General features: G+C 74.9%; 32 protein-coding genes, 1 tRNA gene and 2 pseudogenes. 20 read left to right on the top strand and 15 right to left on the bottom strand.

Annotated features, from left to right (window positions below; genetic code table 11):
- From ACWENR_RS18140 to ACWENR_RS18130, 3 genes are all read left to right on the top strand, one after another.
- Positions 1-663, top strand: a 663-nt coding sequence (locus tag ACWENR_RS18140; protein ID WP_452278138.1) for a zinc-binding dehydrogenase, incomplete at its 5' end; no start/stop codon positions are given.
- A complete protein-coding gene (locus ACWENR_RS18135; protein ID WP_452278137.1) occupies positions 660-1085 on the top strand; it encodes a DUF6069 family protein in 426 nt (141 codons plus the stop codon). The genes ACWENR_RS18140 and ACWENR_RS18135, both read left to right, overlap by 4 nt.
- Positions 1086-1415: 330 nt before the next feature.
- Positions 1416-1829: a hypothetical protein gene (locus tag ACWENR_RS18130; RefSeq protein WP_452278142.1), complete on the top strand. Its 414-nt coding sequence runs from the start codon at positions 1416-1418 to the stop codon at positions 1827-1829.
- 366 nt (positions 1830-2195) lie between these two features.
- Here the strand turns inward: ACWENR_RS18130 and ACWENR_RS18125 are convergent.
- The 4 genes and pseudogenes from ACWENR_RS18125 to ACWENR_RS18110 all read right to left on the bottom strand — a co-directional run.
- Positions 2196-2300, bottom strand: a pseudogene (locus tag ACWENR_RS18125) (type II toxin-antitoxin system prevent-host-death family antitoxin); the annotation flags it as partial.
- Between the two features lie 165 nt (positions 2301-2465).
- A tRNA-Lys gene (locus ACWENR_RS18120) sits at positions 2466-2537 on the bottom strand.
- Between the two features lie 136 nt (positions 2538-2673).
- On the bottom strand, positions 2674-2865 hold the full coding sequence (locus ACWENR_RS18115; protein ID WP_091099620.1) for a DUF397 domain-containing protein: 192 nt from the start codon (positions 2863-2865) through the stop codon (positions 2674-2676).
- Complete coding sequence (locus ACWENR_RS18110; RefSeq protein WP_452278136.1) at positions 2852-3658, bottom strand: helix-turn-helix domain-containing protein; 807 nt, start codon at positions 3656-3658, stop codon at positions 2852-2854. Before ACWENR_RS18110 ends, ACWENR_RS18115 begins: the two co-directional genes overlap by 14 nt.
- Positions 3659-3860: 202 nt before the next feature.
- On the opposite strand from ACWENR_RS18110, the gene ACWENR_RS18105 reads away from it, so the two are divergent.
- From ACWENR_RS18105 to ACWENR_RS18085, 5 genes are all read left to right on the top strand, one after another.
- The gene (locus ACWENR_RS18105; protein WP_452278135.1) at positions 3861-4121 is read left to right on the top strand and encodes a hypothetical protein; all 261 of its coding nucleotides are present in this window, start codon (positions 3861-3863) and stop codon (positions 4119-4121) included.
- Entirely contained in the window at positions 4118-4408 is a 291-nt protein-coding gene (locus tag ACWENR_RS18100; protein WP_452278134.1) for a flavin reductase, read from the top strand. The genes ACWENR_RS18105 and ACWENR_RS18100 overlap by 4 nt, the downstream gene beginning before the upstream one ends.
- A gap of 296 nt (positions 4409-4704) precedes the next feature.
- Positions 4705-5193 (top strand): anthrone oxygenase family protein, encoded by a 489-nt coding sequence (locus tag ACWENR_RS18095; RefSeq protein WP_452278133.1) that lies wholly within the window; start codon positions 4705-4707, stop codon positions 5191-5193.
- A gap of 69 nt (positions 5194-5262) precedes the next feature.
- Complete coding sequence (locus ACWENR_RS18090; RefSeq protein ID WP_091099595.1) at positions 5263-5565, top strand: hypothetical protein; 303 nt, start codon at positions 5263-5265, stop codon at positions 5563-5565.
- Between the two features lie 124 nt (positions 5566-5689).
- Complete coding sequence (locus tag ACWENR_RS18085) at positions 5690-6772, top strand: NAD-dependent epimerase/dehydratase family protein (protein ID WP_452278132.1); 1083 nt, start codon at positions 5690-5692, stop codon at positions 6770-6772.
- Positions 6773-6820: 48 nt separating this feature from the next.
- Here ACWENR_RS18085 and ACWENR_RS18080 read toward each other — a convergent pair whose 3' ends face one another.
- On the bottom strand, positions 6821-8020 hold the full coding sequence (locus tag ACWENR_RS18080; RefSeq protein ID WP_452278131.1) for a GNAT family N-acetyltransferase: 1200 nt from the start codon (positions 8018-8020) through the stop codon (positions 6821-6823).
- A 55-nt stretch (positions 8021-8075) separates the two neighbouring features.
- Positions 8076-8795 carry a PP2C family protein-serine/threonine phosphatase gene (locus ACWENR_RS18075; RefSeq protein ID WP_452278130.1) on the bottom strand — a complete coding sequence of 240 codons (720 nt, stop codon included), beginning with the start codon at positions 8793-8795 and terminating at the stop codon, positions 8076-8078.
- 62 nt (positions 8796-8857) lie between these two features.
- Between ACWENR_RS18075 and ACWENR_RS18070 the strand changes: the two genes are divergently transcribed.
- A complete protein-coding gene (locus ACWENR_RS18070; protein ID WP_452278129.1) occupies positions 8858-9934 on the top strand; it encodes an AAA family ATPase in 1077 nt (358 codons plus the stop codon).
- Positions 9935-10132: 198 nt separating this feature from the next.
- Here the strand turns inward: ACWENR_RS18070 and ACWENR_RS18065 are convergent, their stop codons facing one another.
- Positions 10133-10693, bottom strand: coding sequence for a helix-turn-helix domain-containing protein (locus tag ACWENR_RS18065; protein ID WP_452278128.1), 561 nt, complete (start codon positions 10691-10693; stop codon positions 10133-10135).
- Positions 10694-10747: 54 nt separating this feature from the next.
- Between ACWENR_RS18065 and ACWENR_RS18060 the strand changes: the two genes are divergently transcribed.
- Positions 10748-12157: a benzoate/H(+) symporter BenE family transporter gene (locus tag ACWENR_RS18060; RefSeq protein ID WP_452278127.1), complete on the top strand. Its 1410-nt coding sequence runs from the start codon at positions 10748-10750 to the stop codon at positions 12155-12157.
- Positions 12158-12203: 46 nt separating this feature from the next.
- Here ACWENR_RS18060 and ACWENR_RS18055 read toward each other — a convergent pair whose 3' ends face one another.
- From ACWENR_RS18055 to ACWENR_RS18030, 6 genes are all read right to left on the bottom strand, one after another.
- Positions 12204-13373, bottom strand: coding sequence for a hypothetical protein (locus ACWENR_RS18055; protein WP_452278126.1), 1170 nt, complete (start codon positions 13371-13373; stop codon positions 12204-12206).
- Positions 13370-13885, bottom strand: a complete 516-nt coding sequence (locus ACWENR_RS18050) for a SigE family RNA polymerase sigma factor (protein ID WP_452278125.1) — start codon at positions 13883-13885, stop codon at positions 13370-13372. The genes ACWENR_RS18055 and ACWENR_RS18050 overlap by 4 nt, the downstream gene beginning before the upstream one ends.
- Positions 13886-14140: 255 nt before the next feature.
- Positions 14141-14515: a hypothetical protein gene (locus tag ACWENR_RS18045; protein ID WP_452278124.1), complete on the bottom strand. Its 375-nt coding sequence runs from the start codon at positions 14513-14515 to the stop codon at positions 14141-14143.
- A gap of 92 nt (positions 14516-14607) precedes the next feature.
- Positions 14608-14856, bottom strand: coding sequence for a hypothetical protein (locus ACWENR_RS18040; protein ID WP_452278123.1), 249 nt, complete (start codon positions 14854-14856; stop codon positions 14608-14610).
- Between the two features lie 82 nt (positions 14857-14938).
- Complete coding sequence (mscL, locus tag ACWENR_RS18035) at positions 14939-15412, bottom strand: large conductance mechanosensitive channel protein MscL (RefSeq protein ID WP_452278122.1); 474 nt, start codon at positions 15410-15412, stop codon at positions 14939-14941.
- A gap of 39 nt (positions 15413-15451) precedes the next feature.
- The gene (locus ACWENR_RS18030; RefSeq protein ID WP_452278121.1) at positions 15452-16135 is read right to left on the bottom strand and encodes a FadR/GntR family transcriptional regulator; all 684 of its coding nucleotides are present in this window, start codon (positions 16133-16135) and stop codon (positions 15452-15454) included.
- A gap of 50 nt (positions 16136-16185) precedes the next feature.
- On the opposite strand from ACWENR_RS18030, the gene ACWENR_RS18025 reads away from it, so the two are divergent.
- Positions 16186-17526, top strand: a complete 1341-nt coding sequence (locus ACWENR_RS18025) for an MFS transporter (protein WP_452278120.1) — start codon at positions 16186-16188, stop codon at positions 17524-17526.
- A gap of 10 nt (positions 17527-17536) precedes the next feature.
- Here the strand turns inward: ACWENR_RS18025 and ACWENR_RS18020 are convergent, their stop codons facing one another.
- Positions 17537-17893, bottom strand: coding sequence for an STAS domain-containing protein (locus tag ACWENR_RS18020; RefSeq protein ID WP_092381119.1), 357 nt, complete (start codon positions 17891-17893; stop codon positions 17537-17539).
- Between the two features lie 164 nt (positions 17894-18057).
- Here ACWENR_RS18020 and ACWENR_RS18015 point away from each other — a divergent pair, with 164 nt between their 5' ends.
- From ACWENR_RS18015 to ACWENR_RS17990, 6 genes are read left to right on the top strand one after another with little or no spacing between them, the layout of a single operon-like run.
- Positions 18058-18915 (top strand): STAS domain-containing protein, encoded by an 858-nt coding sequence (locus tag ACWENR_RS18015; RefSeq protein WP_452278119.1) that lies wholly within the window; start codon positions 18058-18060, stop codon positions 18913-18915.
- Entirely contained in the window at positions 18915-19328 is a 414-nt protein-coding gene (locus tag ACWENR_RS18010) for an STAS domain-containing protein (protein WP_452278118.1), read from the top strand. Before ACWENR_RS18015 ends, ACWENR_RS18010 begins: the two co-directional genes overlap by 1 nt.
- Positions 19325-19744, top strand: a complete 420-nt coding sequence (locus ACWENR_RS18005; RefSeq protein WP_452278117.1) for an ATP-binding protein — start codon at positions 19325-19327, stop codon at positions 19742-19744. Before ACWENR_RS18010 ends, ACWENR_RS18005 begins: the two co-directional genes overlap by 4 nt.
- On the top strand, positions 19741-20760 hold the full coding sequence (locus tag ACWENR_RS18000) for a SpoIIE family protein phosphatase (RefSeq protein ID WP_452278141.1): 1020 nt from the start codon (positions 19741-19743) through the stop codon (positions 20758-20760). The genes ACWENR_RS18005 and ACWENR_RS18000 overlap by 4 nt, the downstream gene beginning before the upstream one ends.
- A 32-nt stretch (positions 20761-20792) precedes the next feature.
- Positions 20793-22121 (top strand): ATP-binding protein, encoded by a 1329-nt coding sequence (locus tag ACWENR_RS17995; protein ID WP_452278140.1) that lies wholly within the window; start codon positions 20793-20795, stop codon positions 22119-22121.
- Between the two features lie 2 nt (positions 22122-22123).
- Positions 22124-23662: a SpoIIE family protein phosphatase gene (locus ACWENR_RS17990; protein ID WP_452278139.1), complete on the top strand. Its 1539-nt coding sequence runs from the start codon at positions 22124-22126 to the stop codon at positions 23660-23662.
- Between the two features lie 59 nt (positions 23663-23721).
- Here the strand turns inward: ACWENR_RS17990 and ACWENR_RS17985 are convergent, their stop codons facing one another.
- Complete coding sequence (locus ACWENR_RS17985; protein ID WP_452278116.1) at positions 23722-24585, bottom strand: DUF6597 domain-containing transcriptional factor; 864 nt, start codon at positions 24583-24585, stop codon at positions 23722-23724.
- Positions 24586-24602: 17 nt separating this feature from the next.
- On the opposite strand from ACWENR_RS17985, the gene ACWENR_RS17980 reads away from it, so the two are divergent.
- The 3 genes and pseudogenes from ACWENR_RS17980 to ACWENR_RS17970 form a co-directional block, all read left to right on the top strand.
- Positions 24603-25175 (top strand): TIGR03086 family metal-binding protein, encoded by a 573-nt coding sequence (locus ACWENR_RS17980; protein WP_452278115.1) that lies wholly within the window; start codon positions 24603-24605, stop codon positions 25173-25175.
- A gap of 279 nt (positions 25176-25454) precedes the next feature.
- Positions 25455-25868: a hypothetical protein gene (locus tag ACWENR_RS17975; protein ID WP_452278114.1), complete on the top strand. Its 414-nt coding sequence runs from the start codon at positions 25455-25457 to the stop codon at positions 25866-25868.
- Between the two features lie 2 nt (positions 25869-25870).
- A pseudogene (locus ACWENR_RS17970) lies at positions 25871-26168 on the top strand (bi-functional transferase/deacetylase); the annotation flags it as partial.

Here is a 26168-nt window from a genome sequence, read left to right as displayed (position 1 = left end):
GTCGGCCGGCTCGACGGCGGCGGCGCCGCGGCCGAGTACGTGGCCGCCCCGGCCGACACCCTCGTCCCGGCACCCACCGCCGTCCCGCTCGCCGACGCCGCCGCCATCCCTGTCGCCGGCCTCACCGCCTGGCAGGCGGTGTTCGAACATGCCCGCGTCACGCCCGGGCAGCGGGTGCTGGTCAACGGCGCGGGCGGCGGCGTCGGCGGATTCGCCGTCCAGCTCGCCAAGCACGCCGGAGCGCAGGTCATCGCCACGGCAAGCCCGCGCAGCGCCGACGCGGTCCGCCGACTCGGCGCCGACCAGACGATCGACTACCGCGCCGCACCCGTCGCGGAGGCGGTGGAAGAGCCGGTCGACACCGTCCTCAACCTCGTCGCGATCAGCCCCTCGGAGGCCGCGGCCCTGATACCGCTGGTGCGGCCCGGTGGTGTCATCGTCTCCATCGCCACCCCGGTCGAGCCGCCCGCCGACGCCCCGGTGAGCGCGACGCACATGGTCGCCCGCAACGACGTCAACCACCTCGCCGCGCTGGTGAAGCTCGTCGACGCCGGCACCGTCCGCCTGGACATCGCCTCGTCCCGCCCGATCGCCGACCTGGCCGCGGTGCACCGCGACGCCGAGGCCGGCCGCACCCGGGGCAAGACCACCCTCATCCCGTGAAGGAGTACCTGATGACCACCACTTTCGCATCCCCGATGATCAAGGGGCTCCGGGCCGGCGTGCTCGTGGTCGGCACCGCCCTCGTGGCCACCACGCTGCTCTGGACTGCCGCCCAGATCCTCGACATCGAGATGCGCGTCGACCCCGGCAGCGGTCAACCACCCCAGGTCGTCAGCCTGCCGCTCGTCGCCGCCGTCACGCTCGCCGTCTCCCTACTCGCCTGGGGTGTACGTGCTCTGCTGGAACGGCTGACCCGTCGAGCCGCAGGTGTCTGGACAGTGCTCGCCGTGATCGTGTTGCTGGCGTCGTTCCTGCCCCTGCTCGGCGTCGAGGCGACCGGCGCAGCCAAGACGATCCTGGCGCTGATGCACGTTGCCGTCGCCGTCGTGCTCATCGGGGCGCTGGGCCGCCGGAGACCTTGAGCCACTGGCCGGGGTCGACATCCGCCGCGTGCGGTCGACAGACCGCCGGGAGCGGGGCCGCCGCCCGGCCCGCCACGTCAAGCGGACCCTGACCCAGGTTCGGACGCCGGCGGGTCGAGCGGCGGCCCGCTCGGCTTGCCCGGGTCGCTGTAGTGGAGCTTCTCGTCGCCGGGCCGCAGGATGCTCGTCGGGTCCAGCCGAGGAAGCGGTGGTGCAGGTGGCCGGCGGGACGTGGGCGAGGCCCGCCGGGCGCGCGGCTTGTCCGCACTCGTACGGGCGTGCCAAGATCGCCCGGTGAGAAATCGACGTGTACGTGCTCCCCGGCGAGGCTTGCTCGCCCTCGCCGCCGCAGCCGGCGTGGCCATGACGCTACTTGTTCCGACCGCCGCTTCCGCGGCCTACTACGGCGACGAAACGGATTACGGCACCGTGGTTTCCGGCGTGCCGTACAACGGCATCGACCCGGTCGAGTGCCGTCAGATTGAGGGTGCCCGTGGCTGTTTCATCAGCTACGGCGACCGCCTCTATGTCAAGGACATGGTGGCGGATGGATACGCTGCGGCGCTCGACTGGGTGGACCTGGACGGGCCTCGGTGGGGTTCCTGCGTCAACAAGCAGGGTGCGGGGACATGGGTGTTGTGCAACAAGGACCTCCCGGAAGGCCACGATCTCAATTTCCGGGTTGCCCGTTACGACAGCGGTAACCGTGTTGACGATGGCCCCTGGTGGCACTGGATCGCCTAGTTGGCAGCGGGCCGGGCGGACAAGACGCAGGACCTCTACGAAGTGATCCTTCCAGATCAACTTCGTAGAGGTCCTGCGTCGACATGCCACATATGCCGCTGTGCTGACGGCGCGGCGAGGAGACGGTGAACCGACCAGGTCCTGAGACCCGACACGGGCCGGTGCTGGTTCCAGGCGGTTCCGGCGAAGACCAGCCTCACGCGACGTCCCGAGCGGCGGCCGGGTCGCCCAAGTCCCGCTCGGCCGCGTCGCCCTCCTCAAGCTCCGCGATCGAGCGGCGCAGGGCTGCGGCGTTGGCCGGGTTGCGAAGGAGTACTCGGTCTCCTTCATCGCTTCGTGCTCGGCGAGTGGCACGATGACCACCGGCTCGTGGCCCGATCGGGTCACCACCACCTCCCCGGCGTCCTTGATGACGCGGTCGAGTTCGGCGGCCAGGTTCTGCCGTAGCTGGGTGAAGTTGACGATCCGCATGACCACCTCCGAGGCAGGTACAGAAGATTTCTGCCTCGGGTGGCCTGCGTCTCTTCCCTGGTCGACCTGGCGGGGGGATCCACGGGTGCTGCTGTAAATCGCTGCTGCGTAGACCAAGATCAGGGCTCAAGCGGCCCCAGGAAGGGCCGCCGAGCTGCGGAAGAGTGGGCCGCCAGGGACTCGAACCCTGAACCTATGGATTAAAAGTCCACAGCTCTGCCATTGAGCTAGCGGCCCGCGCGCTCAGGTTACCGGACTTCGGTCGACGGCGACTCGCGGCTTTAACGCCTCCATCGATGCCAGCAGCTCAGCGAGGTGCAGGAAGCGCCCGCCCGCCGACGGGCGGGCGCTTCCGGGCGTACGCGGAGGGCGGTCAGGCCCGGCTGGCGGCGCGGTCGACGAACGCGCGCCAGGCTGCGGGGGAGAAGGTCAGGGCCGGGCCGGCCGGGTCCTTGGAGTCGCGGACGGCGACCACGCCGGGCAGGTTGTCGGCGACCTCGATGCAGTTTCCGCCGCTCGAACCACTACGGCTGGACTTCCGCCACCGAGCGCTACTGAGGTCCATGATGGCTCTCCAATTCCTTCATCAGGTCGATGGACTGCCGACGCGGGAGCGCCTCGTTCCGCACGCCCTCCCACTTCGCCAGAAGACTCGCGACATCATCCTTGCTGTCGACCACCACCCCGCCAAGCTGGTTCTCCAGGTGCCCGACCCATCCGCCGTCGGCCGATCGGGCCAGCGCGAAGGGCCCGGACAAGCCGATGTGCAGGCCGGTCGTCGCCGGGATCACGTGCACGTGGACGTGGGGCAGCTCCGCCATCGTGACGAGGTGGGCCACCTGTTCCGCCATGATGCCGCCGAATCCGTCGCCGGTTCGGCGCAGCGCGGACTCGTCCAGGACGGCGACCATCTGGGGCGGGTTCTCGCCGGTCAGCACCCTCTGGCGCTCCATGCGGGCGCTCACCTGCTGGTCGACCTCGGCCGCCGACATGAGGTCGTTGAGGCGCATGACGACGCGGGCGTAGTTCTCGGTCTGCAACAGGCCGGGGACCAGTAGCGGCTCGAACAGCCGGAGCTGCCGCGCGGAGCGTTCGGCGTCGAGCCAGGGGAGGAACCAGGACGGTGCGCCGACGCTGGCGACGAGGCGTTCGAACAGCCCGCCGGTCCTGAGCGCCCGATCTGCGCCCTTGATGAAGTCCATCGTCAGGGCGCGGGTGCCGCCCTCGACCGCGCTGACGTGCGACGCGCTGAACCCGGCTCCCCGGCCGAAGGTCTCCTGGGTCATGCCGGCGGCGCCCCGGGCGCGCCGGATCTCGCCCACGACGAAGGCGGCGAGCGGGCTCGGCACGTCGGCCATTCAGGGCCTCCCAGTTTGAAGATCGACTACCCACTGCGCCACTCGCCGGGGTCGGGGGCGGCCAACTCCACCCGGACGCGCGCAGAGCCTTCCGAGCGTAGTCACCTCCACAGCAGAGTGTCACCAGTCAGGGCCGCTCGTGGCGCACCTGCGCGCGGGCGTATCGACGGACAGGCGACGCGTCGAGAGACGGGAGGCGGACATGACGGGCGACGGGCCGCGCCGGGAGGGCGCGATCGTGACGGGCGAGGTGATCCGCGTCCCGGAGGACTCCTACCGGTTCGGCACCGGGGCCCTCACCATGCTGGTCACCGAGGTCGTCAGCCGGGGCCCGTTCCAGGGCGCGGAGTGGGTCGAGGTGCGCGGTCGCGAGCTGACCCCGGCCGGCACGCTCCGGCCGCGCGAGCGGTACGCCTTCGTCCGGGTGGACCGGGCGACCGTCGTCCGGGCGGCGGCGCGGTGACGCGTCGCCGCGAGCACCTGCCGTCCCGCCCCACCTGGCGCTGCGCGGCCTGCGGGATCGCCTGGCCCTGCTCGGCGGCGAAGCTGCGGCTGCTCGGCGAGTACCGCACCGACCGGACCGCCCTGCTGGTCTATCTCGGCACCCTCCAGGTCGAGGCCGCCGGGCAGCTCGCGGGGTCGGACGGCGACCGGCCGCGCACCGATCTGGCCGAGCGGTTCACCGGCTGGGCCCGCCCGCGCGGGCAGCCACCCGACGCGGACGCCGCCGCCCCCGACGCCCGCCCGTGATTCGACGTGGACGCCGCCGCCCCCGGCGCCCGCCCCTGACACGGACGCCGCCACCCCCGACGCCCGCCCCTGACCCGACGCGGACGCCGCCACCCCGGCGCCCGTCCCTGAACCGAAGGCCGCCCGGACGCCCGGGCCGGCGGCCTCCGATCCCGCCCGGGCCGGTCTTTCCCGTGGGCCGGCCCGGGCGGTCCCCTTCCGTGGACGCTCGCGTATGGAGGCGAGCCTCGCGGCCATGGGCGAGAGGATCACCGACGGGTTGACTGGAGGGGACGAACCGACGGAAGGAGACCTCGATGCCTGAGCCGATCCGCACCGCCGCCCTGGCCGGCGCGACCCTGACCACCGGGCTGATGGCGGGGCTCTTCTTCGCGTACACCTGCTCGGTCATGCCCGGTCTGGGCGCGACCGACGACCGGACGCTGCTCGGCGCGATGCAGTCGATCAACCGGAAGATCCTGAACGGCTGGTTCCTGACCGCCTTCCTGGGCGCGGCGCTGCTGCTCGCCGTGGCCGCCGCCGTGCACCTGTCCCGGGGCGGCCCGGTCCTGTTCTGGATCGTCGCCGCGCTGGTCTGCTACCTGGTCACCGTCGGGGTGACGATGGGCCTCAACGTGCCGCTCAACGACCGGCTGGAGGCCGTCGGCCCGGTGGACCGCGCCGGCGACCTGGCCGAGGTGCGGGCCTGGTTCGAGGCGGCCTGGGTGCGCGGCAACCTCATCCGCACGGTCTCCTCGGTGGCCGCCCTCGCCTGCCTGGTCGCCGCGCTGCTGACCCGCCGCTGAGCCCGCCCGCACCTTCGCGCGGGACGCGCGCAAGGCATGGGCGGGGCCGCGCGGGGGAACCGTGCCCGCATGAGGATGAGCAGCACCCCGGCCGTGGCGGCGTCCGGCGAGGAGACCGGGCCCGACGGCGTACGCGAGCCGGCCGGCGAGGTGCACGCCTGGCTGCCGGGGCAGAACCAGACCGTCTGCGGGCTCCCGCTCAGCCGGACCCGGCTGCGCCGCTTCCCGCACGTCAGGTTCGAGTACCGCTCGACGGACGTGCTCACCGGGGCGGACCCGGTGGGCCGGATCTGCCCGCGCTGCCTGGCCGCCTCCGAGGGACGGCGCCGGGACGAGAAGAAGAGCTGGGTACGCCACTCACCCCGCCCCTGACGCCCCGCCCGCCCCTGACGCCACCGCTCCCGCCTGAGCCCCCGCCCGCCCCTGACGCCCCGCCCGCCGACGACGGTCGTCGGGTGCGGCGATTGGGGCGCGGCTGACCGGGTACGGGTCGGGCATGCGGATCGTGGTGGTGGGGGCGACCGGCAACGCGGGTACCGCCCTGTTGCGCCGGCTGCGCCGGGAGCGGGACGTGGACCTCGCCGGGGTGGTACGCCGGCTGCCGGGGCCGGACGCCGGTGAGCCGTACGACCAGGTGGAGTGGCACGCCTGCGACGTCGGGCTGCCGGGCGCGGCCGACCAGCTCGCCGAGGTCTTCGCCGGGGCCGACGCGGTGGTGCACCTGGCCTGGCAGATCCAGCCCAGCCACGACCAGCGGGTGCTGCGCCGGACCAACGTCGGCGGGAGCGCTGCCGTGATCGACGCCGTGGTCCGCGCGAACGTGCCGGCCCTGGTGGTCGCCTCGTCGGTCGGCGTGTACGCGCCCGGCCCGAAGGACCATCCGATCTCCGAGCGGTGGCCGGCGACCGGGGTGCCCGGCTCGTCGTACAGCCGGGACAAGGCCGACGTTGAGGCGCTGCTCGACCGGGCCGAGCGGGAGCATCCGGGGCTGCGCGTGGTGCGGCTGCGCCCCGGCCTGAACTTCCAGCGGGCGGCGGCCACCGAGATCACCCGCTACTTCCTCGGCCCGTTCGCGCCGGTGCGGCTGCTGCGTTACGGCCGGATCCCGCTGGTGCCGACGCACCGGCGGCTGCGGATGCAGGCGGTGCACACCGACGACGTCGCCGACGCGTACGCCCGGGCGGCCCTGGGTGACGCGCGCGGCGCGTTCAACGTCGCCGCCGACCCGGTGCTGACCCCGGAGCTGGTGGCCCGGCACTTCCACGGCTGGACGGTGCCGGTGGCCGCCCCGGTGCTGCGCGCCGCCGCCGCGCTGACCTGGCGGGCGCGGCTGCAACCCGTCGACGCCGGCTGGGTCGAGCTGGCGCTGAACGCGCCGCTGATGTCGAGCGAGCGCGCCGAGGCGGAGCTGGGCTGGCAGCCGACGCACGACGCGGTCGAGGCGCTCAGGGAGCTCTTCGCCGGGATGGCCGACGGCGCCCACGCCGCCGGCCCGCCGATGTCGGCCGCGGGCGACCGCCCCGGCCGCCCGGCCGGCCTGCTGCGGGGCCGCCTCGCCGGCCACGGCAACCCCTACTGACCCGCCCGCCCGCGCCCCTCAGGGACCGTCGCGTCAGAAGTCGGCGCGTCAGAAGTCGGCGAAGAGGTACGGCAGGTGGCGTGGGAAGAGGTTGCGCAGCTCCGCCGCCGCGTCCGCCGGCACGTCGCCCAGCCCCCGCAGGCCCACCTCCACCGGGTCGAGCACCCCGTACGCCAGGGCGGAGATCCCGGCGGCGGTCAGCGTGGCGGTCGGCGGCTCCCCGGCGGTGGCGGCGGCGCCGGTGACCAGTTCCAGCGCGCCGGTCGTGCCGTCCAGCAGGTACGTCCCGGCCAGCCAGCGGTCGCCGGTCAGCTCGACCCGCACCCGGCCCGGCCCGGCGGGCAGCCCGGTCAGCGCGTCCACCGACAGCAGCCGGGCCATCGGCGCGGACGCGCCCGGGCGGGCCACCCGCGCCTCGACGTGCACGGCCAGGTCGGTGAGCCACAGCTCCGGCACCTCGTCGACGGGGACCTGGACGCTCACCCGCTCCACCTGGTCGACGTGCTGGGCGAAGAACTGCAACAGCAGCGCCCGGGCGACCGGGTCGGTGGCGAGCAGGTCGTCGGCGACCAGGGTGCCGCCGTGGTCGTCGATCCGGTAGGTCACCGCGCCCGTGACCGTCCCGCCGACGCGGGCGGTGAGCAGCCACCGCTCGTCGCGGTCGCGCAGCCCGACGTCCCGGTAGTCGGGGAAGATCGCGAAGCCGTGCCGCTCGCGCAGGCAGCGCTCGGTGAACTCGCGCCAGGTCCGGTAGCCCGCGCCGATCCGCTCCCAACCCACCTCGCCGGGCAGGTCGGCGCGGAGCAGCTCGCCGAGATCGGCCGGCGAGAAGGTGGCCGTACGCGCCTTCGGCAGCCCGACATAGCCGAACCGGGCGTAGAACGACGGCCGGAACGGCCAGAGCGCGGTCAGCCGGTGCCCCTCGTCGCGCATCTCGTCGAGGAGCTGGTGCAGCAGGGCCCGGACGTGCCCCTGCCGGCGCGCCAGCGGATGGGTCGTCACCCCGGCGACGCCGGCCATCGGCAGCACCGTGCCGCGCAGGTTCTGCCGCATGGGCACGGCCGAGGCGGCGGCCACCGTCGCGCCGTCGGCCTCCACGACCAGCGTCCGGTTGCCCTCGTTGTAGGGCAGGTAGTCGCGGAACTCCTCCGTCCGGGCCGCGGTCAGCGGCGACGTCTCGAAGGCGTACGCCTGGAGCGGGAAGCTGGTGGTCAGGCGTTTCTCGGCGCGCACCCGGCGGATGGTCATCTGCCAATCCCAACCCGACTGCCCCGTCCGCGCAACCGCAATCGCCGGGAACGGGTCAGACCGCGGTGACGTCGGAGACCACGACGGTGACGTTGTCGGGCGCCCCGGCCTGGTGGGCGAGCTTCACGAGCTGCTCGCCGCACTGCTGGCGGTCGGCGTACGTGGCCAGCGCCGCCGCGATCGTGGCGTCCTCGACGTAGTCGGACAGGCCGTCGCTGCACAGCAGCAGCCGGTCGCCGGCCCGCACGGTGAGCACCCCGATCGCGGGCGGCGTGTCCGCGCCCTGCACCGCCCGGGTCACCAGCGACCGCTGCGGGTGGTGCCGCGCCTGCTCGGGCGAGAGCGCGCCCTGGTCCACGAGCGCCTGCACGAAGGTGTCGTCGCGGGTCAGCTGGGTGAGCTGCCCGTCGCGCAGCAGGTAGCAGCGGGAGTCGCCGACCTGGGCCAGCACCAGCGCGTCGCCGGCGAGCAGGGCGGCGGTGAGCGTCGTACCCATGCCGTCGCGGGCCGGGTCGACGGTGATGGCGGCGTGGATGCGCCGGTTGGCGGTGCTCACCACGGCCCGCAGCGCGTCGGCGGCCTCGTCGGGGATGGTCGGCGGGCTCAGCTCGTCGAGGATGCGGATGACGATCTCACTCGCCACCTCGCCCGCGGGCAGGCCACCCATGCCGTCCGCCACCGCGACGAGGCGGTCACCGGCGAGGGCGGAGTCCTCGTTGTTGGTGCGGACCAGGCCGATGTCGTTGAGGATGGCCGAGCGGAGGATCAGCGTCATGGGACAAGCTTGCCAAGAACACCCTGCCGCCGTCTCTACGCACTACTGCGTAGGGTGTGGGAATGATGCCGGTGTCCATGGTCGGGCGCGCCGGTGAGCTTGCCGAGCTCGACCGGGCGTGGTCCACCGTGGCCGGTTCCCGGCGCTCCGCTCCGGCCGTCGCGGTGATCACCGGCGAGGCCGGGGTCGGCAAGTCGCTGCTGGTCGCGGCCGCCCTGGACGCCTTCGCTCCCCGGCCGGCGGTGGTGCTCTCCGGCGCCGCCCGGGTGCACAGCCCCGCCCCGTACGACTGGCTGGCCGCCGTCCTCACCGGTCGCGACACCGCCGCGCTGGACCTGCCGCCGGACGCGCTGGCCTGGCTCGCCCAGCAGCCGACCGCGCCGCGCGAGCGCTACGCGCCCGGCACGCTGCTCCGGCTCGCGGTGCGCGTCGTCCGGCTGCTGGTCGGCGCGGGGCCGGCGGTGCTGGTGGTGGAGGACCTGCACGCCCTCGACCCGGCCAGCCTCAACCTGGTCGGCGAGCTGGCCACCGCCGCCGACCTGCCGGCGCTGCTGGTGGTGGCCACCCGGCCCGCCGCCGACGCGGTCGCGCCCGACCTCGCGGTCCGCGCGCTGGCCCGGCTCTGCGGCGTGCGCGGCGCCGTCCGCCAACACCTCGGACCGCTGCTCCCGGCCGAGGTCGGCGAGGTGCTGACCCAGGTGTACGCGGACCCGCGCCCCTCCGGCCGGCTGGTGCGCGCGGTCTGGCGGCGCACCGGCGGCAACCCGTACGCGCTGACCGAGCTGCTCGCCGCGCACTCCGGCCAGGGGCCCGAGGCGTTGCTCCGCCCGCCCGCGCCCCGGCTGTCGCCCCCGCCGGCGCGGCCCGCCCGGGAGGGGCCGGCGCGGTCGGCGACGGTGGCGCCCCGGCCCGCCGGCCCGGCCGACGCCGAGCTGACCGGGCGGGAGATCGAGGTGCTGGGCTGCCTGGTCGCGGGGATGTCCAACAAGCAGGCGGCGCGGGCGCTGGGCATCTCCGTGCGTACGGTCACCGTGCACGTGTCCAACCTGCTGCGCAAGACCGGGTCGGCGTCGCGTACGGAGGCGGCCATCTGGGCGGTGCAACGGCGGTTGCCGGTGTCGACCCCGGCCGACGGCTGAGCTGCCGCCGGCGTCCGCCAGCGGAGGTGACACTGCCGGCCGACGGCTGAGCTGTTGCCGGCGTCCGTCGGTGGAGGTGACGCCGCCGGTCGGCGGTCGGTGGGGTGCCGACGCCGGCCGGCGGGTGGGCTGTGTGGCCGGCGCGGGCCGGCGGTCGGTGGGGGTGTCGGCGCGGGCCGGCGGTCGTGGCGGGGCCCGTCAGTGGCGGGGGTAGCGGAGCAGGAGGCTGGCGGCGACCTCCTCGTCGCCGACGGCGGCGTACACGTGCGGCACGTCGGACGTCCAGCGCAGGTGCCCGCCGGCGGCGGCGGTGAGCGGCGCGTCGACCGGGCCGGCGCGCAGCACGCCCGCGAAGACGGTGACGTGCTCGGTGACGCCCCGCTGGTGCGCGGGGGAGAGCTGTTCCCGGCCGGGGGAGACCAGCATCCGGTACAGCTCGTAGGTGGCGTCGGCGTCCTCGAAGACCTCCAGCAGGATGCCGCTGACCGCCGCGCCGCGGATGGTGGGGCCGGCGCCCGGGCCGGAGAGCACCGCCGTCAGCGGCACGCCGAGCTGCGCGGTGATCGCGTAGAGCGTCTCCAGGGTCGGGTTCCGGGTGCCGTGCTCCAGCCCGGAGAGGGTCGCCTTTCCCACCCCGGCCAGCCGGGCCAGCGTGGACAGCGAGATGCCCCGCTCCTCGCGCAGTACGCGTAGCCGCCGGCCGACGGCCACGAGTTCCGGGTCGGCGTGCGGCGGCTGGGCTGGTGACGTCGGTGGCATCCCGCTATGGTGCTACACGGTTCTGTTCCGTAAACGGAACGATCGGGGGCGGGGATGGCGGGACGGTCGCAGCCGTTGCTGGCGGGGGTGGTCACCGCGCTGGTGGGCTTCGCCAGTTCGTTCACCGTGGTGCTGGCCGGCCTGCGGGCCGTCGGGGCCACCGACGCGCAGGCCGCCTCCGGGCTGCTGGCGGTCTGCGTCGCGTCCGGGGTGTCCGCCGTCTGGCTCGGCCTTCGGCACCGGATCCCGATGAGCATCGCCTGGTCCACCCCGGGCGCGGCGCTGCTGGTCGCCACCGGCCCGGTGCCCGGCGGCTGGCCCGTCGCCGTCGGGGCGTTCCTCGTCTCGGGCGTCCTGATCGTGGCCGCCGGGCTGTTCCCGGCGCTCGGTCGGGCCGTCGCGGCGATCCCCCGACCGGTCGCGGGCGCCATGCTGGCCGGCGTCCTGCTGCCGCTGTGCACCGCGCCGGTCCGCGCGCTGGTCGAGGTGCCTCGGCTGGCCGCCCCCGTGGTGCTCGCCTGGCTGCTGCTGCACCGGTTCGCGCGGCGCTGGGCGGTGCCGGGCGCGCTGGCGGTGGCGGTGGTGGCGATCGCGCTGACCGCTCCCGTCGCCGACCTCGGCGGCGCGCGGCTGCTGCCGGCCGTGGCGCTGACCACGCCGGCCTGGAACGTCTCCGCCCTGGTCGGCCTGGCGCTGCCGCTCTTCCTGGTCACCATGGCCGCGCAGAACGTGCCGGGGATGGCGGTGCTGGTCGGCTACGGCTACCGCCCGCCGTTCGGGGCCGCGCTGCGGGCCACGGGGCTGACCAGCCTGGCCGCCGCCCCCGCCGGCGGGCACGCGGTCAACCTCGCGGCCATCACCGCCGCGCTGGCCGCCGGCCCGGACGCCCACCCCGACCCGGACCGGCGCTGGATCGCCTCGGTCACCGCCGGCGCGGGGCTGGCCCTGCTCGGGCTGGGCGCCGGGGCGGCCACCGCGCTGATCGCGCTCGCCCCGCCCGTGCTGATCGAGGCGGTCGCCGGGCTCGCGCTGCTCGGCGCGCTGGCCACCGCGCTCACCTCCGCGCTGGCCGAGCCCGCCGCCCGGGAGGCCGCGGTGGTCACGTTCGTGGTCACCGCCTCCGGGGTGACCCTGCTGGGCGTCGGCGGCGCGTTCTGGGGGCTGGTCGCCGGCGGGCTGATGCTCCTGCTCTTCCGCCGGCGACCCGCCGACCCGGCCGCGCCGCAACCGCCGCCCGAAGCGGCCCCCGAACCCGCCCCCGAACCCGCCCCCGAACCCGTCCCCGAAGCGGCCCCCGGATCTGCCGCCCCTGGATCTGCCGCCGCCGGGCCGAGTGCCACCGAGCCTGACGCCGCCGGATCTGCCGCCCCCGGGCTTGGCGTCACCGGACCTGGCGCCGCCGGGCCGGGTGCCGCCGGGGTCGCTGTCGCCTCGGCGGCGAGCGGCCGGACCGGCGACAACTGACCTCCCATGCGCTCGGAGCCGGGTCGTTCACGACATCGCGCGACCCTCAGCGGCGGCAGTGCCACACCAGCGGCCGGTGCACCTGGTTCTCGTAGACGGCGCCGACCACCGTCAGACCGTCGTCGCTGATCCCGTTGGCCGTGTACGTGCCCGCCCCGGTCGCCCGGACGTCGGGCCGGCCCGGCAGCTTGCGGGACGTGCCGTCCGGGGCGACGACCAGCGGCTCCTTGCCGCCGACCAGCAGGTCGCCGTTGCCGGCGACCGCGGCCACCCCCGGGAACGGCGGGAGGCTCACCGCACCCGTCGTGAGATTCCAACGCACCGGCAGCATCTGCACCGCACCGCCCTGCCGGTCGCCGGGAACCATGCCGATCGCCCATTCGCCGTGCGCCGACTCGACCGAGGCGCGCGGGTGGCCGTCGGGCAGCGCCAGCGCCGCCCCGGTGCCCTGCGGCGTCCACCGGTAGGGCAGTTGGCCCATCGTGCCGACGACCGTGCCGTCCTCGGTGATCCCGGTCGCGGCGGATCCGGGCCGGCCGAGCAGCCGGTGCTCCTGCGGGCGGTCCGCCGACCAGAGCACGGCGTGGTGCGCGTCGCCGGCTCCCGTGGCGGTGCCGGCGATGTCGCCCCGGCCGTTGACGGCGTGCACGAGGACCGTCCGGTAGCCGGGCGGGGTGGCCAGGAAGCGCAGCTTCCCGTTCCGGTAGACCCACCCGGTGCCGTCGCCGTTGGTGCCGATCACGGTGCCGTCGGCGTTGACCGCGGCGGCGTGCCGCGCGCCGACCGGCAGGACGTGTGCCTTGCCGTCGGTCCACAGCACGACCCGCCCGTCCTCCTGCCCGGTGCCGATCTCGCCGATGACGTACCGGCCGGTGGGGTCGACGTCGTTCGCCACCGCGACCGGGCCGTCGATCGGCTGCGGCAGCCACGACGCCTCGCAGGTGACCGACGGGACCGGGGCGGCCGACGCGGTGCCGGCCGCTGACGCCGCGAGGGCCGGCGCGGCCGGAGCGGGCCGGCCGGCGGGCCCGCCGAGCTGGACGGCGCCCACGACGCCGAGCCCGGCCAGCACCGTCATCGCGGTGAGCCCGCCGACGCGGCGGCGCCGGCGGCTGCGCCGGCCGTCGGCGACCGCGCGGCCCACGTCGACCCGCGGCTCGGGAACCGGCGCCGCCTGCAGCAGTGCGGCGATCCGCTGGTCGTCCAATGCGGTCATCTCGAATTCCTCCCGGCCAGCTCGGTGACGTCGAGCACCTGGCGGACCGCCGCCAGCGCGCGCGCCGTCTGCGATTTCACGTTGCCTTCGGAGCAGCCCATCGCGGCGGCGGTGTCGGCCAGCGACAGGTCGCACAGGAACCGCAGGACCAGCACGGTGCGCTGGCCGCGGGGAAGGCGGGCGAGCGCGGCGAGCAGGCTGTCCCGCTCGGCCAGGTCGTCGTGCGGTGTGACCGGCGGACGCTCCGGCTCCGGCATCCACCCCAGCAGCCGGACCTTCGCCCAGCCCAACCGCTTCTCGTCGACGAGCTTGTGGACCAGCATCCGGTGCACGTACGCGTCGACGTTGTCGGCCCGCCTGACCCGGCGCCAGTTCACGTACAGCGCGGTGATCGTCTGCTGCACCACGTCGTCGGCCAGGTGGGCGTCGCCGCACATCAGGTACGCGGTCCGGTGCAGTCTCGGCAGTCGCGCGGAGACGTACTCCACGAACTCACCCTCGGCATCCGCCATCGGGGCTCCCTCCTCCGCAAGCTCGACGGGTCCGGACGACCGTCGGGTTGCGTCGGGGCCGGACGTGGATGGCCGGCGTGGGAGCCGTGGCGGCCGGTGTGGGAGTGGCGGTGGCCGAGCCAGTGGCGGGGGATGCGGCGTGGGGAGGGTGAATCGTCTACGACGTCAGCCCGACAGCGTGCGTCGGGTATGCCGTCGCCTCGGGAGTTCGAGGCCCCAGCCCCGGCCCCGGCCAGCGGCCCCGCGCCACGTCGCTCACTCCTCGGGCGGCAGGTCGCGGGCCGGGACGGCGAGACTCACCCGGTCGTCGGCGACGGCGGTGATCTGCTCGGCGAGCACGTAGACCGCGCCCGTGCGCGCCAGGTCCGTGGAGACCTTCAGGTAGCCGCTGTGCAGCAGCCGGGCCGCCAGGTCTGCCGGCACGTCCGGCTCCTCGACCGCCGTCGACTCGATCAGCTCGTCCAGGCTGCTGCCGGGGTCGGCGGTCGGCGCCTGCACGGTCACCGCGTTGGGGTCACCCCGCTGCACGAGGTCGACCGTGCCGACCTCGGCGCCCTCGACGTCGATCACCCGCATGCCCGTGGTGACCCGGGAAACCATCGCCTGTCGCTCGGTGCCCTGTTGGTTCATTCCCGCGCGGTTCCCGGCCCCCGCTCCGGCTAAACCGCCCGCGCCGGCTCCGCCTCAGGACTCCGGCGAAGCCTCAGAACTCCGGCGACGCCTCAGGACTCCGGCGACCAGGCGCTCGGCGGGCGGGGGGAGAGCTCCCGCCAACCGTCGGCGCCCTGGAGCAGCGCCCGGACCGTATCCTCGGCCTCCTCGGCGCTGCCGTACTCGTAGAACTGGGACACGCCCTCGGCGCCGCCGGCCCGCTGCTCGACGTGCCACCGGTCGGCGTCCACGCGGAGGAAGACGTCCCGCCGCGCCAACCGGCCCCACTTCCCGTTCCACCAGTGCTTCCGCTGCTCCATGGCGGAGACTCTATCGAACACGCGTACGAAAATGTGCGGCCCCTGCGGGATTCCCGCAGGGGCCGATGTGCGTGCGCCGGGTTCAGCGCGGAGTGGGCGGTTCCTCCCGGCGGCCGAGCACGTCGTGGAGCGCGCCGCGCTGCTGGCCGGGAGTCGCGTGCCCGGCGGCGACCAGGGCGTCCCGGATCTCGGTGAGCAGCTTGACCTCCTCGCTCGGCGCCTTCGGCGGCGGCTCCTCGCCCCGCCGGCGCCGCTCGGCCAGCTTGTTCATCGGGAATACCACGAGGAAGTAGAGCGCCGCCGCGGTGAGCAGGAAGGTGATCAGCGCGTTGACGAAGCTGATCCAGTCGAAGTCGACCCCGCGGATCGTCCACGCGGCTCCCTCGAGCCCGTTGCTCTTGCCGGTGAGCAGTAGCACGAAAAGCGCAATCAACGGCTTGAGGAACGCGTTGGTCAGCGATGTGACGACCGCCGTGAACGCGGCGCCGATGACGACGCCGACCGCGAGGTCGACGACGTTTCCGCGCATGATGAAGTCTTTGAAGCCCTTGAGCATCCATACTCCCGAGGTGTCCGGTCTTCCGTCCGGCACAACCTATGCCCCGGGTGGCGGCTCCAGAAAAGCGCCGGCTTCGATCGCCGCCCGGTGCGGGTCGCCGTCCCGGATCGCCTCGACCAGCCGGGAGTGGTCGACGTAGCGTTCGGGCTCCAGCGCGTCCCCCATCGACTGGGCGACGGTGCTGCGCAGCGCGGCGCCCACCGAGGCGTACAGCTCGGCGAGCATGCCGTTGTGCGCGGCCGCGACGACGGCGACGTGCAGCGCGGCGTCGGCCTCCACGAACTCGTCGACCCGGCCGCCGCGCCAGGCCGCCTCGCGGGCCGCGAGCGCGCCGTCGAGCGCGGCCAGGTCCTCCGGCGTACGCCGCAGCGCGGCGAGCCGGGCCGCCTCCACCTCGAAGGCGCGCCGCACCTCGACGACCTCGGCCATCCGGTCGTCGGTGAGCCGGCGGGCCACCACGGGGGCCAGCTCGTCGGTCGACACCACGTACGTCCCGGAGCCCTGCCGGCACTCCAACACCCCGGCGTGCACCAGCGCCCGCACCGCCTCGCGGACCGTGTTGCGCCCCACGCCGAGCGCCGCGACGAGCTGCGGCTCGGTGGGGATCCGCCCGCCCACCGGCCACTCGCCGCCGAGGATCCGCTCCCTGAGCTGCGCGATGGTCTGCCGCACCCGGTGCCCGCGGGGCGGCGCGGTGGGGGAATCAACCGGCGGTGGCACTGGTTACATCACCCGCCTGGAATTCATCCCATGATTGTAGGTTCAGACGCATGACCCCGCCAACCACCACCGAGGCCGTCGACGCCGGAGCCTCGCCGCGTCCGGCGCGGGAGACGACCGCCGGGCCGGCCGGGGCGCCCGCCCCGGCCACCGCGCCGGCTCCCGCCGCCGGGTCGACCGGCGCCACCCCCGCGCCGGTGAACCCGGTCGCCGGTGGCCTGCTCGTGCTCGTCGGCATGCTGCTCGTCGCGCTCAACCTGCGGGCCGCCATCACCAGCCTCGGCGCCCTGCTCGACGAGGTGCGCGACGGGCTGGCCCTCTCCGGTGCGCTGGCCGGGCTCGTCACCACGCTGCCCGCCGTCGCCTTCGCCGTCTTCGGGGCGCTCACCCCCCGGCTGGTCCGCCGGCACTCCCCGGCCCGGGTGCTGGTGGTGGCGATGACCATCCTCGCCGCCGGCCAGCTCGTCCGCGTCGGCACGGACTCCGTGCTGGTCTTCATCGCCGGCAGCGCCCTCGCGCTGGCCGGGATCGCGGTGGCGAACGTCCTGCTCCCGCTCCTGGTCAAGCAGTACTTCCCGCACCGCATCGGGCTGGTCACCGGCGCGTACTCGATGACGTTGACGGTGGGGGCGGCGGCGGCCGCCGCGGCGGCGGTGCCGGTGGCGCACGCGTTCGGCACCTGGCGCGCCGGGCTCGCCGTCTGGGCCGGGCTGGCCCTGGCGGCGCTGCTCCCGTGGGTGCCGCTGGCGCTGCGGGCGCGGGCGGCCCGGCGCGGGGCGCCCCCGGCGGCGGTGCCGCCCCGGTCCAGCCGGATCCGGCCGGGACGCACCCGGCTCGGCTGGGCGATGGCGGTCTACTTCGGCACGCAGTCGCTGGGCGCGTACGCGATCATGGGCTGGCTGGCCCAGCTCTTCCGCGACGCCGGCTACCGCCCCCAGGACGCCGGCCTGCTGCTCGCCGGGGTGACGGCGCTGGGCGTGCCGATCGCGTTGCTCATGCCGACCCTGGCCGGCCGGCTGCGCACGCTGCACCCGCTGGTGCTGACGCTCTCCGCCGCGATGGCCCTCGCCTACGTCGGGATGGCCGTCGCGCCGCACGACGGGGCGCTGCTCTGGGTGGTGCTGCTCGCGATCGGGCAGAGCGCCTTCCCGATGATCCTGGCGACCATCGGGCTGCGCGCCCGGACCACCGAGGGGACGGTGGCGCTCTCCGCGTTCAGCCAGAGCGTCGGCTACCTCGTCGCGGCCCTGGGCCCGCTGCTGGTGGGCATCCTCTACGAGGCGACCGGCGGGTGGACCGCCCCGATCGGGTTCCTGCTGGTGGCGCTCGCCGTGCAGACCGGGGCGGGCATGGTGATCGCCCGTCCCCGCCACATCGAGGACGAGGCGTGAGGCGGAACGGTCAGGAGGAGGCCGGCGTCGGGTCGCCGGCCACGGCCTGGTCGACCGTCGGGTAGGTGTGCAGCACCTCGACGAGGCCGCTGACCTCCAGGATGCGGAGCACCCCGCGCTGCGGGGCGGCCAGCCGCACCACGCCGCCGGCCTCGTCGCAGCTGTTCTTGGCGCGGACGAACACCGACAGCCCGGTCGAGTCGCAGAACGAGACGTTCGCCAGGTCGAAGACGAGCCGGCTGCGGCCCTTGTCGAGCAGGTCGGTGATCTGGTCCTGCAACTGCGGTGCGGTCGCCATGTCCAGCTCGCCCGCGACCGACACGACGACCACGTCGCCGCGCTGTTCCGTGTGCACCGTCAAGGACATTCGCCAGACCTCCTGTTATCGGGGAAACGGTATCCCACGATCGGGGTCGTACGCAGAACGGGAGCCGGTATCCGGTGGGCACCGTCATTCGTTTGCTCTGCGGCAACTAGCCGCGGGGCCTCCGGTGATAGAGTCCGCCGGTCCAGGTCGAAGGGGGTTTTGCCATGGCGCTGAGCGCCGAGGAGAGCGGCCGACTTGCGGGTCTGCTGACAGATCGCGCCGAGCGCGTCACGCAGCGGTGGGCCGAGATCGTCGCGGCGTCCCTGCGCGGGCGACTCACCCAGGGAGAGCTGCGCCGGCAGGTGCAGGAGCTGCACGGCAGCATGATCACCAGTGCCCGGCAGGGGGCCCTCGACTTCGACTCCGAGCAGGCCACCGAGCTGCGCGCCGTGCTGGCGGAGCTGTCGCGGGGCCGGGCCCGGCAGGGCTTCTCCGCCTCGGAGACGGCGATCAGCGTGTTCGCGCTCAAGGAGGTGCTGCTGGAGCTGATGGAGGCCGAGAGCGGCCCCGACACGCTCCGCGACTTCGTCGCCTTCTCCGGGCTGATCGACCAGATGGGCCTGTTCACCTTCGAGAGCTTCGTCCGCACCCGGGAGAGCCTCATCGCCGACCAGGCGGAGCAGCTGCTGGAGCTCTCCACCCCGGTGGTGAAGCTCTGGGAGGGCGTCGTCGCCGTCCCGCTGGTCGGCACCCTCGACTCGGCCCGCGCCCAGGTGGTGATGGAGCGGCTGCTCCAGACCCTCGTCGACACCGGCTCGCCCTACGCGATCATCGACATCACCGGCGTACCGGCGGTGGACACCCAGGTCGCCCAGCACATCCTGAAGACGGTGGTGGCCGCCCGGCTGATGGGCGCCGACTGCATCATCTCCGGCATCCGGCCGCAGATCGCGCAGACCATCGTCGCCCTGGGCATCGAGTTCGGCGACATCGCCACCAAGGCCAGCCTCGCCGACGCGCTGCGGCACGTGCTCCGGCTCACCGGGGTCGAGACCGGCCGCCGCCAGCGCCGGGAGGCGTGATGGAGCGGGTCCCGATCCTCAAGATCGGCGACATCCTGCTGGTCTCCATCCAGGTCGACATGTCCGACCAGACGGCGGTGCAGCTCCAGGAGGACCTCGCGGAGCGCATCGTCGCGACCGGCTGCCACGGCGTGATCATCGACATCACGGCCCTGGACATCGTCGACTCCTTCGTCGGGCGGATGCTGTCGACCATCGCCTCGATCTCGAAGGTCCTCGACGCGGAGACGGTGGTCGTCGGGATGCGCCCCGCCGTCGCCATCACCCTGGTCGAGCTGGGCCTGTCGCTCAACGGCATCCGTACGGCCCTCAACGTCGAACGGGGCATGGAGCTGATCGCCGCTGCCCGCGGCGACGAGCAGGAGCTCGCGTTCGACGACGAACCGGACGCCGAGACGACGGCCTCGTCATGACCGCCGGCGTCGACCTGGGCCAGCCGCAGGCGCAGGCGATCCGCAGCGACGAGGATGTGGTGCGCGTCCGGCAGCTGGTGCGTACGGTGGCGGTGGCGGTCAAGCTCTCGCTGGTCGACCAGACCAAGGTGGTCACCGCGGCGAGCGAGCTGGCCCGCAACACCCTGGTGTACGGCGGCGGCGGGACGGTCGAGGTGAGCACGGTGGACAACGGCGTGCGGCGTGGCGTACGGATCGTCTTCGCCGACTCCGGCCCGGGCATCGCCGACCTCGACATGGCGCTGACCGACGGCTACACCACCGGCGGCGGCCTCGGCCTCGGCCTCAGCGGCGCGCGCCGGCTGGTCGACGAGTTCGACATCCAGACCGCGGTGGGTGAGGGCACCCGCATCACGGTCACCAAGTGGTCGAGATGACCGGGGACGCGGTCCCTGACCGCGGCATCTGGTTCCGGGTGGAGACCGGCAGCGCGGCCAGCGCGGCGCGCCGGGCCGCCGAACGGCTCGGCGACCAGCTCGACCTGGGCGAGTCGCGCACCGGGGACGTGGCCATCGTCGCCGCCGAGCTGACCAGCAACCTGGTCAAGCACGCCGACGACGGGGTGCTGCTGCTGCGGCCCGTCCGGCACGAGCGGGAGGCCGGCGTGGAGCTGGTCGCGATCGACGCCGGGCCCGGCATGGCCGACCTGACCGTCTCCTCGCAGGACGGGCACTCCACCACCGGGACGCTCGGCATCGGTCTCGGGGCGATCGTCCGGCAGGCGAGCTGGTTCGACGGCTACTCCCTGCCGGGCCGGGGCACGGCGCTGGCCGTCCAGGTCTGGCCGGACCGCCGGGCGGAGCGGGAGCGGCCCTGGGTCGGCGCGCTCACCCGGCCGCTGACCGGGGAGTCGGTCAGCGGCGACGGGTACGCGTGGCGGATCGTCGAGGGGCGCCGGCAGGTGCTGGCCTGCGACGGGCTGGGGCACGGGCCGCTCGCCTCCGCCGCCACCGACGCCGCGCTCGACGCGTTCCGGAAGGCGCCCGCCGGGCCGCCGGCGGTGGTCGTCCAGCACCTGCACCGGGCGATTTCGCACACCCGGGGCGCGGCGCTGGCCGTCGCCGAGCCGGACCCGGCGGCCGGGGTGCTGCGCTACTCGGGGCTCGGCAACATCTCCGCCGCCGTGCTCGGCGCGGGCGGCCGGCGCCGGGGCCTGGTCTCGCTGCCCGGCATCGCCGGGCACCAGCGTCCCCAGGTCCGGGAGTACGACTACCCCTTCGAGTCCGGCGACCTGCTGGTGATGCACAGTGACGGGGTGGTCGACCGTTGGCAGCTCACCGACTATCCCGGTCTCACCGACCGGTCGCCCGTCGTGGTGGCCGCGACCCTGCTGCGGGACGCCGGCACCCGCCGCGACGACGCGTGCGTCGTGGTCGCCCGGGCGTGGTCGTGAGCGGCCCCACCGGGGCGGCGCCGCTGCTCCAGATGACGCTGCGGGTCGAGCACGACATCTTCGTGGTCCGGCAGCGGGGCCGCGAGGTGGCCGCCGCGGCCGGGCTGGAGCACCAGGACCAGGTGCGGGTGGCCACGGCGCTCAGCGAGGTCGCCCGGGATCTGTTGCGTGCGGTCGGCGGGGCCGACGTGACATTTATCATCGTGTATGACGCCGTCGGGGGTGGGCGGCACCTGCGGGTGGATCTGGCGCCGGTGCGCCCGCTGCCCGGCGGGCGCTACGAGCCGCAGTCGGGCGCGGTGGCGCGGTTGGTGGACATGCTGAGCGTGGTGACCGGGGAGGGGGATACGGTCGTGAGGATGTCCCGACGTGTCCCCGCCACCGCGGAGGTGCTGACCCCGGAGCGTCTCGCCGAGCTGCGCGCCGAGCTCGGCCGGAACGCCCCGGGCAGCGCCCTCGACGAGCTGGCCGCCCAGAACGCGCAGCTGATCGCCGCCCTCGACGAGGTCCGCAGCCAGCGCGACGAGCTGGCCGTGCTCAACGAGGAACTGGCCGAGACCAACCGCGGGGTGATGGCGCTCTACAACCAGCTCACCGAGGAGCTGGAGGAGACCAACCGGGGCGTGGTGGCCCTCTACGCCGAGCTGGACGAGAAGTCCGCCCAGCTGCGCGCGGCCAGCGAGTCGAAGAGCCGGTTCCTGGCCAACGTCAGCCACGAGCTGCGCGCGCCGGTCACCGCGATCATGGGCCTCGGCCGGCTGCTGGGCGACTCCGCCTCCGACCCGCTCACCGCCGACCAGGCCCGCCAGGTCGAGCTGATCCGTTCCTCGGCGAGCGACCTGCTCGTGCTGGTCAACGAGCTGCTCGACCTGGCCAAGGCCGAATCCGGCCGGATCGAGCCCACCTGGGCCGAGGTCGACCTGCGGCCGGTCTTCGGCCAGTTGCGCGGCACGCTGCGGGCCCTGGCCACCCGACCCGACGTGGAGCTGGTGGTGGAGGAGCCGCCGGTGCCGGCCACGCTGCGCACCGACGAGGTGCTGCTCGCCCAGGTGCTGCGCAACCTGCTGCACAACGGGCTCAAGTTCACCGAGCGCGGCGAGGTCCGGCTGCGGGCGGAGCGGCGGGACGACCGCTGGCTGCTGTCGGTATCCGACACCGGGCCGGGCATCCCGCCGGAGCAGCAGGACCGGATCTTCGAGGAGTTCTACCAGGTGCCGGGCGCGACCCGGGTCGGCGGCACCGGCCTCGGCCTGCCGTACGCGCGGCGACTGGTGACCCTGCTCGGCGGCACCCTGGAGCTGTCCAGCGAGCCGGGCCGGGGCAGCACGTTCACCGTCAGCCTGCCCACGGGCGGAGCGTGACGGTGGAGGGCGGGGCGGCGACCGTCCTGGTGGTCGACGACAGTCGCACCAAGCGCTACCTGCTGGTCAGCTGGCTGTCCCGGGCCGGCTTCTCGGTGCTGGAGGCGGAGACCGGCGGCGAGGCCCTCGCCCGCGTCGGGGTGGACCCGATCGACCTCGTGGTGCTCGACGTGCGGCTGCCCGACCTGAGCGGGTTCGAGGTGTGCGAGCGCATCAAGGCCGCACACCCGGCGATGCCGGTGATCCACGTGTCCGCGCACGCGGTGGACGTGGTGGACCGGGCGCAGGGGCTGACCCGGGGCGCGGACGCGTACCTGGCGGAGCCGATCGAGCCGGAGGAACTGGTCGCCACCGCGCACGCCGTGCTGCGCTACTACCGGGCGCGGCAGCGGGCGGAGCTGCTCGCCGAGCGGCTGCTGGGGCTGGCCGACACCACCATGGCGGTGCACTCCGCGCCGAACTTCGCCCGGCTGCTCGAGGAGGCGGCCGCCGGGGCCGCGCGCATCTTCAAGGGCCCGGCCGCGGTGATCGCCGAGACGTTCGACGGCGACTGCCTCGCCGGGGTGGCGGCCGATCCCGACGCCGGGGCCGCGATCGTCCCGTGGATCGTGGACGACACCGGCGTGCCGACCGGGACGACGGTCCGGGTGGACGAGCCGGCCGGCTGGAGCCTCGTCGAGTGGCCGGCGGACGACACGGTCACGGTGGCCGCCGCGCGGCTGCGCGAGGACCGGGCGCCGCTCTACGTCGTCGTACCCACCGCCACGCAGACCGCCCGCACCCCCGTACTGCGGCAGCTCGCCCAGGCGGTGGCGTCGGCCGTGGAGGCGCAGCGCTCCTTCGACGAGGAGCACCGCATCGCGGTCACCCTCCAGCGCAGCCTGCTGCCCCGCCGGATCCCCGAGATCAACGGGCTCGACCTGGCCGTGCGCTACGAGCCGGCGAGCGCGCAGACCGAGGTGGGCGGCGACTTCTACGAGCTGGTGATGCTCGACGGCCACCTGCTGCTGGCGATCGGCGACGTGGCGGGCCACTCGCTGCACGCCGCGACCGTCATGGCCGAGCTGCGGCACGCGGTGCGGGCGTACGCGGTGGAGGGGCACCAGCCGGGCGAGATCCTGGAGCGGGTCAACGAGCTGATGCGCACCCTGCTCCCCGCCGAGCTGGCCACGATCTGCGTGCTGCTGCTGCACCCGCCCAGCGGCCGGATCCGGCTGGCCAGCGCCGGCCACCTGCCGCCGGCGCTCAGCCTCGACGGCAAGGTGGAGTTCGTGCAGCACTCGGCGCCGCTGCTCGGGGTCCGCGCGCCGCGACCGCCCGACCTCGAGTTCGTGTTGCCGGCCGGGGCGACGCTGGTCTTCTACACCGACGGCCTGATCGAGCGGCGGGACACCACGATCGACGACGGGCTGGCCGCGCTGGCCGGGGTCGCCGCGCGCGTCGACGACGACCTGGACCGGTTCTGCGAGCGGCTCCTGGTCGAGCTGGCCCCGCCGGAGATCCACGACGACGTCGCCGTGGTCGCCCTCCGCCGCCACTGAGGCGCGCGGAAGCCACCTTCCTGCCGCCCGGCCCTCCTCCTCGCGCCCCCGGCCGGGGGTCAGCGGACCGAGCGGGCGTACGCGGCCGGGGAGACACCGACGGCGGCGGTGAACTCGCGCACCAGGTGGGCCTGGTCGCTGTAGCCGAGGTCCGCCGCGAGCGCCGCCCAGTCGAGCGGGCCGCCGGCCGCCTGCTCGACCGCCTCGTGGAGCCGGTACCGGCGGATCACCCACTTCGGGCCGACGCCGACGTGCGCGAGGAACAGGCGTTGCAGCCGCCGGACGGAGAGGCCCCGCCGCCGGGCGAAGTCGTCCACCCGCAGCACGGTCCGGTCGGCGCGGATCGCCTCCACCAGCGTGATCACCTCGTCGGTGACCGGGTCCGCCTCCGGCTCCCAGCCGAGGAGGAGGTCGTCCAGCGCGCGGCGGCGCTCGTCGTCCGTACCGTCGCAGCGGCCCGGGGGCGGCGGCCCGGCGCCGCCCGACGCCGCGGCGACCAGGGCGGCGGCCGGCGGCCAGCGGTCGGCGAGCGACGGGACCGGCCACCGCCGCCCGGTCAGCTCGGCGACGGACCGGCCCCGCCAGAACGGGCGGAAGCCGCCCGGCCGGAACTGGACGCCGCTGACCCGGCCGGCACCGGTCAGGGTGATCGAGAAGAGTTCCCGCCCGACCCCGGCCACCTCGGCGGTCTCCGGGCCCTCGCCGTCGCGCCGGAACACCACGTTGACCGCCGGGTGCGGGACGACCTGCTGCGTGAGCGGCTCGGTCAGGTCCCAGTCGACCAGCCAGTAGTGCTCGACGTACGGGCGCAGCGCGGCGGCGGGCAGGTGCCGGCGGAAGCGGACCCGCCGCAGCAGCCGGGTCGGGTCCACGATGCCCCGGCTGTCCCCGCGCGGCCGGGCGTCGCATTTCTTCAAGACCACCCCCATACGCTGGCCGTATGGCAACCCAGACTAGTGATCTGCTGGCGGTCGCCGCCCCGCCGACCGTGGCGGTGGTACGCGGCATCGCCGACGACCAGCTCGACCTGCCGACGCCCTGCCGCGAGTACGCGGTGCGGGACCTGCTGAACCACCTGTTCGAGGTGGTGGTGAACTTCCAGGCGCTGGCGGCGAAGCGCCCCGTCGAGTGGGCCGACAAGCCCGACCTCCTCACCGACGGCTGGCGCGACCGGTTCGAGGCCGAGACGCGGCGGCTCGTCGACGCCTGGTCCGACCCGTCCACCCTGGAGGGCGTCTCGCCGGGGATGGGCATGCCGCAGTCGACGGTCGGCGGCATGGTGCTGCTGGACCTGACGGTGCACGGGTGGGACCTGGCCGTCGCCACCGGCCAGCCGTACCGTCCCGCCCCCGAGGCGATGGCGGCGCTGCACGAACTGGTCGCGCAGCTCGGGCCGAACGCCCGGAAGATGGGCGTCTTCGCCGAGCCGGTGTCTGCCGACGCCGGGCTGTCCGGGCTCGACCGGCTGCTCTGCGACACCGGCCGCGACCCCGCCTGGACGCCGGCCGCCTGACGCGCGGGCCTCGTGGCGCCGGAGGCGACCCTGGCCTCCGACGTACCGCTGGAGCAGTTGGCGGCGCTCGGCGGCGGTGCGCTGGCCGCGCGGTGCTGGTGGCGGCCGGCGTCGGCCTGCTCCTCCCGCGCGCCGGCACCGCCGCCGAGGAGCTACGGGCGGCCTGAGCCGGTGTAACGCCGGCGGTGGGGCCGACGCTGTTGGCTCCGGAGGCCCGGCCGGCGGGCCGGCCCCGGGGGCGTGGACTCCCGGGCACGCGTGGCAGCGGGAGTTCAGCAGATGCACAACCAGCCGGGCGGCGCGCCGCCGGTGTTCGTCGACCGGACCGGGCGGCGACGCCGGCTCACCGTCATCGCCGGCACCGCGATGGGCCTGGGGCTGCTCGCCAGCCTCGGCCTGATCGCCGCCGGTCTCTTCATGGACTCGTCGGTGTCGCTGCCCGGCTGGTCGGACAGCCGCCCACCGGCCCCGCTGGAGGCGGAGGTGGACGGCCGTTCCGGGCTGGGCGGCCCGGCGCCGACCAGCGCCCGGCCGTCGCCGGCGACCAGCACCTCGGCCCCGGTGCCGACGCCCACCCGCACCGTCCCGGCCGCCGGCGCCGCCATCGCCCGGCCGACCCCGTCGGAACAGCCGGGCCTGGGCGACGAGCGGCGCACCGCGAAGCCCAGCCGGTCGCCGGGCAGGCCGAGGTAGCGGTGGCGCGGCACGTCGCCCACCGGGATCCGCGGGCGCACTGGGTCCTGCTCCTGCTCGGGCTGGTGCTGCTCCTCGCGGCGCTCACCGTCGACGGCCTGGTGACCGGGCTCGCCGGCGGTTCCGGCGCGGCGCGGGCCGGCGCCTCCGCCGGGCCGGCGGTGCCGAAGGAGGTCGCGACCGGCGGGCCGGTGCTGCGGCTCGACCGGGACCGGCCGGCCAGCCGGACGATGCCCGACCGGACCGTCGCGCTGACCTTCGACGACGGACCGGACCCGCGCTGGACGCCGCAGGTGCTCG

The sequence above is a fragment of the Micromonospora sp. NPDC004336 genome, from assembly GCF_053602615.1.
Note: the sequence above shows the minus strand (reverse complement) of the source record. Positions and strands in the feature narration are given on the sequence as shown.

Bases quoted from the DNA above. Each gene is read 5' to 3' on its own strand.
- ACWENR_RS18070 (WP_452278129.1), top strand. From the start codon at position 8,858: ATGATGCCGGTGTCCATGGTCGGGCGCGCCGGTGAGCTTGCCGAGCTC.
- ACWENR_RS18075 (WP_452278130.1), bottom strand. From the start codon at position 8,795: ATGACGCTGATCCTCCGCTCGGCCATCCTCAACGACATCGGCCTGGTC.
- ACWENR_RS18000 (WP_452278141.1), top strand. From the start codon at position 19,741: ATGACCGGGGACGCGGTCCCTGACCGCGGCATCTGGTTCCGGGTGGAG.
- ACWENR_RS18025 (WP_452278120.1), top strand. From the start codon at position 16,186: ATGACCCCGCCAACCACCACCGAGGCCGTCGACGCCGGAGCCTCGCCG.
- ACWENR_RS17995 (WP_452278140.1), top strand. From the start codon at position 20,793: ATGACGCTGCGGGTCGAGCACGACATCTTCGTGGTCCGGCAGCGGGGC.
- ACWENR_RS18015 (WP_452278119.1), top strand. From the start codon at position 18,058: ATGGCGCTGAGCGCCGAGGAGAGCGGCCGACTTGCGGGTCTGCTGACA.
- ACWENR_RS18105 (WP_452278135.1), top strand. From the start codon at position 3,861: ATGACGGGCGACGGGCCGCGCCGGGAGGGCGCGATCGTGACGGGCGAG.
- ACWENR_RS18045 (WP_452278124.1), bottom strand. From the start codon at position 14,515: ATGAACCAACAGGGCACCGAGCGACAGGCGATGGTTTCCCGGGTCACC.
- ACWENR_RS18055 (WP_452278126.1), bottom strand. From the start codon at position 13,373: ATGACCGCATTGGACGACCAGCGGATCGCCGCACTGCTGCAGGCGGCG.
- ACWENR_RS18115 (WP_091099620.1), bottom strand. From the start codon at position 2,865: ATGGACCTCAGTAGCGCTCGGTGGCGGAAGTCCAGCCGTAGTGGTTCG.
- ACWENR_RS18085 (WP_452278132.1), top strand. From the start codon at position 5,690: ATGCGGATCGTGGTGGTGGGGGCGACCGGCAACGCGGGTACCGCCCTG.
- ACWENR_RS18090 (WP_091099595.1), top strand. From the start codon at position 5,263: ATGAGGATGAGCAGCACCCCGGCCGTGGCGGCGTCCGGCGAGGAGACC.
- ACWENR_RS18050 (WP_452278125.1), bottom strand. From the start codon at position 13,885: ATGGCGGATGCCGAGGGTGAGTTCGTGGAGTACGTCTCCGCGCGACTG.
- ACWENR_RS18010 (WP_452278118.1), top strand. From the start codon at position 18,915: ATGGAGCGGGTCCCGATCCTCAAGATCGGCGACATCCTGCTGGTCTCC.
- ACWENR_RS18095 (WP_452278133.1), top strand. From the start codon at position 4,705: ATGCCTGAGCCGATCCGCACCGCCGCCCTGGCCGGCGCGACCCTGACC.
- mscL (WP_452278122.1), bottom strand. From the start codon at position 15,412: ATGCTCAAGGGCTTCAAAGACTTCATCATGCGCGGAAACGTCGTCGAC.
- ACWENR_RS18080 (WP_452278131.1), bottom strand. From the start codon at position 8,020: ATGACCATCCGCCGGGTGCGCGCCGAGAAACGCCTGACCACCAGCTTC.
- ACWENR_RS17980 (WP_452278115.1), top strand. From the start codon at position 24,603: ATGGCAACCCAGACTAGTGATCTGCTGGCGGTCGCCGCCCCGCCGACC.
- ACWENR_RS18060 (WP_452278127.1), top strand. From the start codon at position 10,748: ATGGCGGGACGGTCGCAGCCGTTGCTGGCGGGGGTGGTCACCGCGCTG.
- ACWENR_RS18040 (WP_452278123.1), bottom strand. From the start codon at position 14,856: ATGGAGCAGCGGAAGCACTGGTGGAACGGGAAGTGGGGCCGGTTGGCG.
- ACWENR_RS17975 (WP_452278114.1), top strand. From the start codon at position 25,455: ATGCACAACCAGCCGGGCGGCGCGCCGCCGGTGTTCGTCGACCGGACC.
- ACWENR_RS18005 (WP_452278117.1), top strand. From the start codon at position 19,325: ATGACCGCCGGCGTCGACCTGGGCCAGCCGCAGGCGCAGGCGATCCGC.
- ACWENR_RS18110 (WP_452278136.1), bottom strand. From the start codon at position 3,658: ATGGCCGACGTGCCGAGCCCGCTCGCCGCCTTCGTCGTGGGCGAGATC.
- ACWENR_RS18065 (WP_452278128.1), bottom strand. From the start codon at position 10,693: ATGCCACCGACGTCACCAGCCCAGCCGCCGCACGCCGACCCGGAACTC.
- ACWENR_RS18020 (WP_092381119.1), bottom strand. From the start codon at position 17,893: ATGTCCTTGACGGTGCACACGGAACAGCGCGGCGACGTGGTCGTCGTG.